We start from the raw sequence: 11,841 nt of genomic DNA on the forward strand, positions 1-11,841 counted from the left end.
TCCAATTCCAACCAACCCCCCAAATCACCCGCAATTCGACCCCAAATCACCCGGAATCACCCGAGTCACCCCGACTCGAAACATCCAGAACCGGGAATCACGGGCGACTCAGAACACGACGGGACGGGTTTCGCCGGTGACGACGTGAATCAGCCCCTCCGGTGCATGGTCACTTTTGGCAATCAGGTTCCAACGCCACGGCGCGCAGGTAAGAGTCGCAATAGCCAGACGTTCCGGAAAGCCCGGTTGCCAGCGGGGATGGAAGGAAGGCTCGTACATCCAGTCCACCTGGTCTGCCGCTTTATAGAGTGCGCGCATTTCCGCGTCATTGTCTTCCGCAGGGCGGGCGGTCATCAGACCGGCGATTTCATAGCGGACCCGTGCGGTGACTTCGCCCTTATGGACCAGCACCCAGCCGCCGCCCATATCGGCCAGTGCATTCACGGCCTGCGCCATTGCCCGATCAGACGAGCCAACACACCAGACGTTATGCTTGTCATGGCCCATGGAACAACACAGCGCTGTATCCGCGTCCCGTGGTCCGCAGCCAAGCCAGAACATTTTGGTCACGTCCCCTTTACCGGAATAACGGTCAATGATGGAAAACTTGGTGATATTCTGCGTGTGATCCCGCTGCACCAGACCGTTTTCGACCGGAAGGGTGCGGATCGGGACTTCGTCGCTCCAGTGGAAGGGGCGCAGGACGGGGGCCTGCATGGTGTTGCGACCGGATTCGGCTGTGATGGCAAAATCGTCTGCTGTCAGACCCCGTCCGATGTTGACGGTATTGCGCGCCCAATCCGGCCAATCGATGTGAACCGGATCCAACAGGTAATCGCTGCCCTGTGAGACCTGCTGCCCGTCGGCCCAGACTTCGCTGATCGTAAAGCTTTGGGCATCTTCCAACAGCACGATGTCGGCAAACCGCCCGGGGGTGACACTGCCGACCCACGGGGTCAGGCGCATATGGCGGGCGGGATTGATGGTGGCCAGTTGCACGGCCGTTTCCATCGGCAGGCCCGCCTTGATCGCGCAACGCACGTTATAATCCGATGCCCCCAAGCGCAGAGTATCTGTGGCGCTGCGGTCGTCGGTGGTCACGGCGACCTGACTCCAGTCTTTTAAGCCGCGCTCAATTAACCCTTTGATAATATCATCCATGGTATGAACGCGTATCTCGATGAACAGGCCGCTGCGCAGCTTGTCCCAGGCTTCCTCGGCGGTCCATGCTTCGTGGTCGGAGGCCAGACCGGCGGCGGCAAAGGCATTGATGTCCGGCAGATCGCGCAGGCCGGCGCCGTGGCCTTCCACCACGCCGCGGGCTTTCATCGTGGCACCGATCATGGACCACAGACGTTCGTGGCCGGGATTTTCCGCTTGGGTGATGGCGGGCCAGTCCATGACTTCATCCAGACCTGCAGTCATCGGGCTTTGCATAAAGCCGGACTGGTCCGCCCCGTCCAGATGGGCGCCGTGTTCCCAACCTGTGGGGGGCACCGCCGACCCGGGTAGCGGGAAAATCTTTAGCGGAGAACCTGCGCCCCGTGCGGCAAGCCAGAAATCCAGCGTCTGTTTGGGCAAAACGTTAGAGAGTTCGTGGCTGGCCTCGCAGGTCCAAGTATTGCCGCGTGGCAGAACCAGCGCGGCCTCATATTCCGGTGTGATGTGGGAGCTTTCGATGTGTTTATGCACCTCTCCCAACCCCGGCACCGCTGCGAGTTTGCTACGATCTACGGTCTTCGTAGCTTTTCCGGTGTAACTGCCCCGCGGCCCGACAAAGGCAACGCGCCCATCTGCGATGGCGATGTCAGCCTCTTCGATCCAGCTTGCGGTTCCGGTGTCAAGCAACCGTCCCACCTGTAACAGCACATCGGCGGGTTGACGGCCCAACGCCACCTGCACCAGTTTTTTGCGCAGCTCTATTTCCTGATCAAAGTCGATATTTCCGGCCATTGGAGCCTCCTGTCATTACGGCGGGCCTTGTTGCGGCCCGAAATTCTTCCTGCGCTTGGGCGGTTAACCGGCGGTCCATCCATCCGCGGTTTTACGCAGGATGGGTGTGCGAAATGCGCCCTCTACCGGGCAATCCCCCACATGGTCCTCCCAGCCCTTCCCTTGCAACATCGCGGCACCGATAACGGTGGGTGTAATGTCGAGCAGGTTCAGAAGCGCAAGCACTGAAGCAATGGAACTGCCCGAGGAGAGCACATCATCCACCACGGCAACGCGCCCCTTCAGCAGAGGCACCATGCGCGGATCAAGGTATAGCCGCTTGCCTTTGCCAGGCGAAGTGATGGAGGACATATCCACCGACAGCGCATTATCATACCAGAACTTGCGCGAGGTTGAGAGCGGCACCATGCGCGAATGGCCGAGCCGCCGCGCCACCGCCTCCCCGAGGGGCAGACCCAATGTTGGCACGGATAAAATCACATCCGGCGCGTAAGGTGCAAGCTGCGCGGCCAATCCGTCGGTCAATGCGTCAAGTACCGTAAAGCTCGCCTGATTGAGAATCAGGGAGGCCACCCCCCGTTCACCATCGCCCAAGGCGCGGATGGGCAGCAGGATCGTGTAATCCCCGAACGGCACAGCGTAGGTTTCCTTGTCGGCCTGCACCCCTGCGGACAAATCGCTGTGCAGGCTTTGCCATACATCGGTTCTCATGCTGCTTTCTCCTTGTTTACCTGCCGGTTTTGCGTAGGTTTGCGTCCAAATTGAAAGGACATTTTATCATGCCGGATACCGCTTTGATGGACGCAGCCACCCTTGCCGAACTGACCGATTTGCGCCGCGATCTGCACGCGCATCCCGAACTGGGATTTGAAGAACACCGCACTGCAGCAATTGTGGCAGAGCGTTTGCGAGCCGCAGGTCTGGAGGTGGAAACCGGAATCGGCGGTACTGGTGTGGTCGGGACGTTGCGCAAGGGCAGTGGCAACCGCGCCATTGCGCTGCGGGCTGATATGGATGCGCTGGCCATGCCGGAAGAAACCGGCCTGCCCTATGGGTCTAAAGTTGCGGGTAAAATGCACGCCTGCGGCCATGACGGGCATACGACTATGTTGCTTGGCGCTGCCGAAGCGATGGTTGATCGCGATTTTTCCGGCACGGTTCATTTCGTATTCCAACCCGCCGAAGAAGGGCGCGGCGGTGGCAAGGCGATGATGGAGGACGGGTTTCTCGACCGTTTTCCGGTGGATGCGACCTATGGGCTGCACAATATGCCGGGATTGGATCTGGGCGTGGTGGCTGCTGTCGAGGGACCGCAACTGGCCAGTTCGGACAGTTGGAAAGTTGACTTTCGCGGTATCGGCAGCCACGGGGCGAAACCCCATCAGGGGCGCGATGCGGTAACGGCGGCAGGTGTTTTCCTGTCGCAACTTCACAGCATTGTCGCGCGGGAAGTTGATCCGTTGGAACCTGCCGTGGTTTCGGCCTGCGCGCTGGAGGCCGGAGATTTTGCCGCGCTGAACGTGATCCCCGAAGTGGTTCGCATTGGCGGGACGGCGCGGGCCTATTCCGCCGAGGTGCGTGACCAGCTTGAAGAGTCCATCGGTCGCCATGCAAAAGGTGTTGCCGCCGGTTTCGGGATCGAAGCGGATTACACGTTTGTCCGCCGCATACCGCCAGTGGTCAACGCCCCTGCCCCGACTGCCATCGCACAACAAGCTGCCGTTGCCGCGCTGGGGGCGGAGCGGATGCGCACGCAGTTTCCACCGTCCACCGCAGGGGACGACTTTGCCGAATTCGGCACCCGGATTCCCGGTGCCTATGTCTGGTTGGGAATGGGTGAAACCCGCGAAAACGGGCAGCACCATAACACCAACTATGATTTTAACGATGCCTGCATCCCCCACGGTGTCGCATACTGGTGCGCCGTCATCGCCAAAGAACTGGTGTAAGGCAGCCGCCACCTTACCCCGCTCTCCCGATGGAATAGACTCCATTGATGAAGATCGGGTTAAGGTGGCCGCTGTATTCATGGAAATCCTCGACGCACAACCGCTGCTTTAACAAGACAGCCCGTGGAGCAATGCAGCGCGGGCACCTTGCGCGTTCACGCCCATCGCAACTTTGATCCTGTGCTCTCCCGCCACCAAAGCGCCAGTGTCCAGATCGACCGACAGCTTGCGATCCTCCATCCTGAACAGGTCGGGATGTTGCGCCAGCAACGGCACGCAGGGATCGTGTAGCGGACGGCTTTCGGCCCCGTTTGTGGCGGCGAAATAGGCATCTATCAATTCCGCAGAGGCAATGGCTGCTGGTGCGCCCGTATCCCGCAGCGCCCTTATATAGGTTTGATCCGCCCGCACCTGCCGCGTTGCATCCAACGGAATCAGCGTGAACGGCAGACCCGCAGCGAATACCGCCGCCGCCGCGTGGGGATCATGGGCGATGTTAAATTCCGCTTTTGGTCCGACATTCCCCGGCTCTTCCACTGCGCCACCCATTGCGATCACCCGCTGGATGCGGTTCGCGGCTTCGGGTGCCTGTTCCAGCAAAAGCGCCAGATTGGTGAGCGGCCCGAGGCAGAAAAGATCGACGCTTTGGGGCGGATGGGCCATCAGGATCGCTGCCGTTGCCCCCACTCCGTCCTCGCTCGCCGGTGGATAAAGCGGCTCGGGAAACACTACACCGCCCAGACCGTCATTGCCGTGAATGCCAAGTTCGGGGTTCGCTTCTTTGCCAAGCGGTGCCGCGGCACCTGCATGAACCGGCGTGTCCACCTGTGCCAGCGCGCAAATCCGCCCCGCGTTATGCGTTGTAACGGATAGGCCGATGTTCCCCGCAACCGTTGTCAGCGCGGTGATGTCCTGTTCGGGATGGTTCAGCGCGTAGAGAATCGCAATCGCGTCATCAATGCCCGGGTCCGTGTCGATGATAATGCTCATGCCCCCAGCCTTTCGATGATACGCACCCAAGACCGCATTCCGCCGCGAAAGCTGGACAGGTCGTATTTCTCATTCGGGCTGTGGATGCGGTTGTCAAAGCGGCCAAAGCCGACCAACAAAGCATCCACTCCCAGTTTGTCCCGCAATGCGCCGATAATCGGGATCGACCCGCCCGTACCGCAGGTGGTAGAGCGCCCCCATTCATCTGCAAGAGCCGCCAGAGTTGGCGCGAGGAACGGGTTTTCGCGGTCCATTGCCCAAGCGGGGGAAAGCCCGTGATCAGAAAATGTCACGCTGCAATCGGCGGGCAGTTTAGCCCGCACATGGTCCTGAAACGCCGTGCGGATTTTTTCGGGGTCTTGTCCGGCCACCAACCGGAAGGACAGTTTTGCGTGGGCTTCGCAAGGGATCACCGTTTTGAATCCCGGTTCGGTGTAGCCACCCCAGATGCCGTGGATTTCACAGGACGGACGCGCCCAGACCTGATGCAAGACGGGGCGACCTGCCTCGCCTGCGGGATGCTTCAATCCGACGTTTTCAAGGAAACCTGCCTCATCGAACGGCAAGGCCCCCCATTCGGCGGCGGTTTCTTCGGGCAGTTCCTGCACCCCGTTATAAAAGCCTGCAATCGCGATCCCGCCATCTGCGCTGCGCAAAGAGGCCAGCACATCGGACATAACCGTCAGCGCATTGGCCGCCGCATTGCCAAACATGCCGGAATGCAAATCGCGGTCACCGGCCTGAATTGTGATCTCTTGCCCGAGCAAACCGCGCAACATGGTCGTAACCGCAGGGGTCTCGCGGTCCCACATATCCGTATCACACACCAAAACCACATCGCAGGCCAGTTCTTCCGCCGCACTCTCCAGAAATCCGGGGAGCGAACGGGAACCGCTTTCTTCTTCCCCTTCAAACAAAAAGCTGACGCGGATTGGCAGGCTGCCGTTGGTCTCGATCAGCGCACGGCAAGCTTCGACAAAGGTCATCAACGCGCCTTTATCATCGGACGCGCCGCGCCCGACGATATGGGTGTCGCCTTCCACGGGAACCAGTTGCGGCTCAAACGGGTCGGTATTCCACAACTCCAGCGGATCGGCGGGTTGCACATCATAATGACCATAAAACAAAACATGGGGCGCATCGGCCGGACCATCCAGATGACCCACAACCATCGGATGGCCGATGGTTTCGCGCACGGTCGCATCCGCGCCCATCTCCCGTAACGTTTGCGCCAGCCATTCGGCAGCGCGGGCAACTTCGGGCGCAAAAGCCGGATCGGTAGAGACAGAAGGAATGCGGATGAAATCAAACAGACGGGCCAGACGGTCATCCATGGTTGCGTCAATATGGGAGAGCGTGTCGGTCATTTTCTGCCTCTGTCTTTAAATGATACTAAATTGTTAATCCGCAGCGGTGTCGATTTCGACGATCCGCGCCTTGAACTGTCTGGCCACCTGCAACGCATCGCACAGCGCTTTGTCCGCCTCTATCGTAAGACAGTGCCGCCCCTGCATCAGCCAGTTTCCCGCCACCATTGTTCCTGTCACATCTGTGGGCAGGGTGGCAAAAACCAGCATGGAATAGATGTCGTAAATCGGGTGCAGCCGCGGATCATCCAGCGAGATCCGGATCAGATCGGCCTGTTTGCCGACCTCCAGCGATCCGACACGATCCGCCATGCGCAAAGTCGCAGCGCCCTCAATCGTGGCCATGCGGATGACCTCTGTGCAGGGCAGAATGCCTCGGGATTTTCCGGCTATTTTCTGGAACATTGTGGCAGGGGCGAACTGGGAAAACAGATCGAGCGTATTGCCCGACATCGGTCCGTCCGTCGCGATCCCGACCTTGATGCCACGGTCCCGCAAGGCCGTGATCGGGGCAATCCCGCGTCCAGCTTTCCCGTTCGACCGCGCATTATAGGCCACATGGACGCCCCGCTCTGCCATCAGGTCCATATCGGATTCGCTCGGGTACATCACATGGGCTGCCACCAGTGCCGGTGTTAGCAAACCGGCGCGGTCGGCGGCTTCTACCGTGGTGCAACCGTGATTCTCTTTCGCCCACGCGAGTTCCGGTTCTGTCTCGGCCAAGTGCATTTGCACCGGCAGGTCGGGATGGGCGGCGGACCATTCTGCCACCCGCGTCATTCCGTCCATTCCGGTGGAATAAGGAGCATGAGGTGCAGCCGAAGCCGTCACACGTGGATGATCCTTGTAAAGATCGGCCAGCGCGTCGAGACGGGCGAAAGCCTCGTCAAAGGTCTTGTGATCCGGGGCGTCGAAATTGGCGATGGTCTGACCAACCACACCGCGCAGCCCGCTTTGATCCAGAACCGCGCCGATGCGATCCTCAAAGTAATACATATCCGCTACCGTGGTGACACCGCCGCGGATCAATTCCAGCGCGGCAAGCTGTGCGCCCACAGCCACCACTTCTTCTGTGACCAAAGCCCGTTCCAGCGGCAGGATATAGCGGAATAACCTGTCGTCTACGTCCTCTCCCAGACCACGAAACAGGGTCATGGGCATATGGCAGTGGGGGTTGACCATTCCCGGCATGATCAGATCCCCGCCCATATCCAGAACCGGACCGCGATCACCCGGCGCATTCCCTGCGCCAAGTGCTGTGATTTTATCCGCTTCAAACGCGATCCAGCCGCGCTCTATTTCGGTCATCTGCCCGTCAATCGTCAGAATGCGGGCATTCGCGAGAACCGGCATCAGGCTTCAATCGGCAGCAGGCAACATTGCTCCGGCTGGGGGATCAACATCGCCGCACTGCCACTTTCAAACGGGGTGGTCTGCGGGCCGTTTGCCATCACAGTTCCGCCCGCCGTATCGCAGTGATACTGATAGGCGCGGCCAATATAGGTGCGCATGCCAAGCTGTGCAGGAATGCCAGAGCCGCTGCCTTCCGGCGCGACCAGCAAGCCTTCGGGACGGGTGGCAAAAAGGAACTTTTTGCCCGGCACCGCAAACTGGCTTTTTGGCAGGTCGATGGTACTGCCACCCGCCATTTGTGCGCGGATTGCGTCTCCGGCTTCGGCCACGGCTTCCATTTCGATGATATTGTCAAAGCCAACAAAATCCGCAACGAAAGCATTCGCAGGCTGGGAATAGAGCACTTCGGGCGTGTCGAGCTGCATGATCTTGCCACCCTTCATGATCGCCACCCGATCCGAGATCGAAAACGCTTCTTCCTGATCGTGCGTCACATACAGCGCGGTGGTGCCATTGGCCTGTTGCAGACGCCGGATTTCCACCCGCATATCCACCCGCAGCTTGGCATCCAGATTGGACAGCGGCTCATCAAACATCAACAGTGGCGGATCAATCACCAGCGCACGGGCCAGTGCAACCCGCTGGCGCTGACCGCCAGACAGATTCGCCGGATGCCGGTCCGCCAGTTCGCCCAAGCCGACCCGCTCAATCATCGTATCAACGCGCTTTTTGCGCTCCGCACCGGAGATATTCCGCTGCTTCAGGCCGAAACCCACGTTGTCCCGCACCGTAAGGTGGGGGAACAGCGCGTAGGTCTGGAACACCAAACCAATATCGCGGGCATGGGCGGGCAACCGCGTCAGATCGCGATCCCCGAGTTTGATCGAACCGGAGGTCGGCTCCAGAAAGCCCGCAACCAGACGCAGGGTGGTTGTCTTGCCACAGCCCGAAGACCCGAGCAGGGAAACCAGCTCTCCTTCAGCGATATGCAGCGACAGATTTTCCAGCACCTGCGTGGTGCCATAATGGGCGTTGATATTTTCAAGTGTCAGAGATTGGGTCATTTTGTCAGGAAAGTAAGTCCAAGGGTCCGTTCAACCACAGCCATAACGGCAACTGTGACACCCATCAGCAGAACCGATACCGACGCGATCGTCGGATCGAAGAACTGCTCCATATGGGCCAGCAACTGGATCGGGAGAGTGGAGACGCCGGGTCCGGTCAGAAAGATCGAAATCGAAACGTCGTTGAGGGAGGTGATAAAGGCCAGAATGAAACCGGCAATGATGCCTGCGCGGATATTGGGCAGCACCACGGTGAAGAACGCTTTGATGCGCGGGCATCCAAGGGAGACGGCGGCCTCTTCAATGGAAAAGTCGAAACTGTTCAGCGACGCCCCAACCACCCGCACCGTATAGGGCAGAACGATCAGCGCATGGCCCACCAGCAGAGCCAGTGAAATCGGCAGACCGAAACCGCTCGCCAGTGATTTCATCAGCGAGAAGCCCAGCACAATTTCCGGAATCAGAATCGGCAGCACAAAAACATTTCCCAGAAAAGCCGGAAGCTCAATCCGGTAGCGCGCCAACGCATAGGCCGCTGGAATACCGATCAGCATGGACAGGGTCGTCCCCCCTACCGCAAGCATGAAGGACGTTCCCATCGTGCGCGTGAAGGCCGAAATCTCAAAGATATTGGCAAACCAGTGCAGCGTCAGCCCCTGAGGTGGGAATGTCAGATAGGTCGTATCAGACAACGCCGAGCCGATAATCACAACCAGCGGCCCCAGCAGGAACAGAAACGTCAAAACTGTCAGAACGATCAGAACAGGGTGAATACGTGTTTTCATAATGTTTACCCTGCCATCGGATTAAGTTTGCGTGCGGCTTTGGACATCACCAGCACCGTAGTCAGCGTCACCACCACCATCACCGCCGCAATGGTAGAGGCACCAACCCAGTCAAATGTGACCATTGCCCTTTGATAAAGGAATGTGCCCATCATCATCTGACGCTCTCCGCCCAACAGTTGCGGCGTGGCGTAAGAAGTGAACGATCCGGTAAAAACCAGAACCGCCCCGACGATCAGTCCGGGAACTGCCATTGGCAGGACAACCTGCCGGAAGGTAGCCGCAGGGGTCGCCCCCAAAGACGCGGCTGCATCGGTCATATCCTGCGGAATGCCCTCCAGCACCCCGACAAGGGTCAGGATCATCAGCGGCACGAACAGGTAAACCATCGCCACAATCACAGAACCTTGGGTGTAAAGCATGGACAAAGGCTCCGCGATGGCGCCGATGCCCAGCAGGAAATTGTTCAGAATGCCGTTCTTGCCCAGAATGACCAGCCACGCGAAAGACCGCACAACCACACCTGTCAGCAGGGGGAAGACAGCCGCGATAATCAGCAAACTTTTGATCCGTCCGGGCATACGGGCCACAACCCAAGCGGTGCAAAAACCGATCGCGACAGAAATGATCGTGGTGATCAAAGCCACCTCCATCGTGCGCCACAGAACGGTCATACGAAAGCGAGAGTTAAAGAACGCGGCATAGGTCGAGAACGGACCCTTCGGATCCCCGAACGTAGTCGCAAACGTGGCCAGAACCGGCAGCCCGAGGAAAATAAAGACCAGTAAAATGGCCGGTGTCGCAAGCAGCCATGCGCGCAGGCGGTTAGACATTGGACTTCCTTTGAAAAGAAAAGGCGGAGCATATTCCGATGCTCCGCCTCATAAACGATACTGGTGGAGTATTACAGGCCGAAGACTTCATTCCAACGGTCGATCCAGTCGATCTTGGCTGCGTTCATCTTGGCGTAATCCATCTGGTTCAGCTTGGCGATGGCCTCGGGGCCATAAGTCCAGATCGCGGCCTGCTCCGGTGTCAGTTCAACGCCTGTGTGCACCGGCGCATCCACGCCCTGTTCTGCATTCACCTGTTGTACTTCTTTGGACAGCACAAAGTTGATAAACTCATAGGCCAGATCAACTTTCTCGGCGCCAACCGGAATGTTAACCGTGTTCAGGGTCGCAATATCGCCGTCGTCCAGCGTGGCCCAAGTCATCGTTGGCACCGCTTTTTGCAAAGAGGCCAGCGTGAAATCCTGTGCAATCGCCACAGAAGCCTCGCCTGTGGAAATCAGGTTCACCATTTCCGAGCCGGTGTTGTAATTCTTCACCGAATTCGGTTTCAGCGCCTCAATCGCCTCAAACGCAGCATCCGCGTCTTCAAACGCATCCACACCCGCTTTCTTACCGGCTTGAACCACAACCATCGGACCAGCCGTTGTTGTGATGCCCGGCAGGGTCACTTTGCCTTTGAGATCTTCGCGCCACAGACCGTCCCAAGAGGTAATCGGCTCAACCACCGCGGAATCATAGACGATGCCCGCGCGCCCGACACTATAGGCCGGCCCGTAGCCGCCCTGCGGATCCTGTGCCAATTCGTAAAGATTTTCGATGTTCGGAATACGGGAGCGGTCCAGTTTCATGAATGTACCGGCCTCAACCCCCAACTGAGAGTAGCTGTCGGTCAGATAGATCACGTCTACCCCTTTGCCGCCACGGGCTTGCAGTTTGCCAAGACGGTCGGAGTTGTTTCCCGTCTCGAACACAACCTCACATCCGCAGATTTCCTCAAACGGCTCAACAATATTCGCTTTCAGCTTTTCACCGTTATATCCCCACCAGGAGATGGTGAATGTTTCAGCGCGGGCAGCAGTCGTTGCGAGTGCTGCGATACAGGTCGCAGTCAGGAGAGCAAGCTTCATCAAATTTCCTTTTAATTTGCAGTAAAAGCAGATGCGCGCCAGCATATATTCTATTTCCCCTAAGGCAAGACGAGGCCCCGCAGCTTTGCCCGGGAAATCGCATAAAACACGTTTCGCCCAAAGCTTGTTCAACCCCAGTTTGCAAAGGTTAACCCTAGGGCAACATCAGGTTTAACCCGCTCGTGTTTTCAATCAAACGACGGACCGGACCGCAGCAAAATGTTTGGGAGTCACACAGAATCAGAACGGATTCAGCGATGTATATCGGCCTGAAAATTAAGAAAGTGAGTGTCACGAACGCAAACGGCCGCCCTGTTATGGGCGGCCTGTTTGTGTTGTTTTTGTAATCGTTTAGGGAGCTTTTTGTTAATACTTACTAGGTTTGGCAGTGACTTACTCTCCCACGTCTTAAGACGCAGTACCATCAGCGCGACAGTGCTTAACGGCCGAGTTCGGGAT

Annotated in this window: 10 protein-coding genes and 1 rRNA gene; 1 reads left to right on the forward strand and 10 read right to left on the reverse strand. The window is 58.3% G+C overall.

Annotated elements, in window-relative coordinates:
• Positions 1-108: 108 nt before the first annotated feature.
• Both BFV97_RS17910 and BFV97_RS17915 read right to left on the reverse strand, forming a co-directional pair.
• The gene (locus tag BFV97_RS17910) at positions 109-1,953 is read right to left on the reverse strand and encodes an adenine deaminase (RefSeq protein WP_069301727.1); all 1,845 of its coding nucleotides are present in this window, start codon (positions 1,951-1,953) and stop codon (positions 109-111) included.
• A 63-nt stretch (positions 1,954-2,016) separates the two neighbouring features.
• On the reverse strand, positions 2,017-2,664 hold the full coding sequence (locus tag BFV97_RS17915) for a phosphoribosyltransferase (protein ID WP_069301728.1): 648 nt from the start codon (positions 2,662-2,664) through the stop codon (positions 2,017-2,019).
• A gap of 68 nt (positions 2,665-2,732) precedes the next feature.
• On the opposite strand from BFV97_RS17915, the gene BFV97_RS17920 reads away from it, so the two are divergent.
• On the forward strand, positions 2,733-3,902 hold the full coding sequence (locus tag BFV97_RS17920; protein WP_069301729.1) for an amidohydrolase: 1,170 nt from the start codon (positions 2,733-2,735) through the stop codon (positions 3,900-3,902).
• A 108-nt stretch (positions 3,903-4,010) separates the two neighbouring features.
• Here the strand turns inward: BFV97_RS17920 and BFV97_RS17925 are convergent, their stop codons facing one another.
• The 8 genes from BFV97_RS17925 to rrf all read right to left on the reverse strand — a co-directional run.
• On the reverse strand, positions 4,011-4,892 hold the full coding sequence (locus BFV97_RS17925) for a nucleoside hydrolase (protein WP_069301730.1): 882 nt from the start codon (positions 4,890-4,892) through the stop codon (positions 4,011-4,013).
• Positions 4,889-6,259: a M20/M25/M40 family metallo-hydrolase gene (locus BFV97_RS17930; protein WP_069301731.1), complete on the reverse strand. Its 1,371-nt coding sequence runs from the start codon at positions 6,257-6,259 to the stop codon at positions 4,889-4,891. The genes BFV97_RS17925 and BFV97_RS17930 overlap by 4 nt, the downstream gene beginning before the upstream one ends.
• Positions 6,260-6,292: 33 nt before the next feature.
• Positions 6,293-7,612, reverse strand: a complete 1,320-nt coding sequence (locus BFV97_RS17935; protein ID WP_069301732.1) for an amidohydrolase family protein — start codon at positions 7,610-7,612, stop codon at positions 6,293-6,295.
• Positions 7,612-8,676 carry an ABC transporter ATP-binding protein gene (locus tag BFV97_RS17940; RefSeq protein WP_069301733.1) on the reverse strand — a complete coding sequence of 355 codons (1,065 nt, stop codon included), beginning with the start codon at positions 8,674-8,676 and terminating at the stop codon, positions 7,612-7,614. Before BFV97_RS17940 ends, BFV97_RS17935 begins: the two co-directional genes overlap by 1 nt.
• Positions 8,673-9,461: an ABC transporter permease gene (locus BFV97_RS17945; RefSeq protein WP_108721715.1), complete on the reverse strand. Its 789-nt coding sequence runs from the start codon at positions 9,459-9,461 to the stop codon at positions 8,673-8,675. The genes BFV97_RS17940 and BFV97_RS17945 overlap by 4 nt, the downstream gene beginning before the upstream one ends.
• Before the next feature lie 5 nt (positions 9,462-9,466).
• Positions 9,467-10,294: an ABC transporter permease gene (locus tag BFV97_RS17950; protein WP_069301735.1), complete on the reverse strand. Its 828-nt coding sequence runs from the start codon at positions 10,292-10,294 to the stop codon at positions 9,467-9,469.
• Positions 10,295-10,365: 71 nt separating this feature from the next.
• Positions 10,366-11,382: an ABC transporter substrate-binding protein gene (locus BFV97_RS17955; RefSeq protein ID WP_069301736.1), complete on the reverse strand. Its 1,017-nt coding sequence runs from the start codon at positions 11,380-11,382 to the stop codon at positions 10,366-10,368.
• Between the two features lie 380 nt (positions 11,383-11,762).
• A 5S ribosomal RNA gene (gene rrf / locus BFV97_RS19270) occupies positions 11,763-11,841 on the reverse strand; the annotation flags it as partial.

Origin of the sequence: Neptunicoccus sediminis (assembly GCF_001719615.1) — a bacterium.
Classification (GTDB): domain Bacteria; phylum Pseudomonadota; class Alphaproteobacteria; order Rhodobacterales; family Rhodobacteraceae; genus Amylibacter; species Amylibacter sediminis.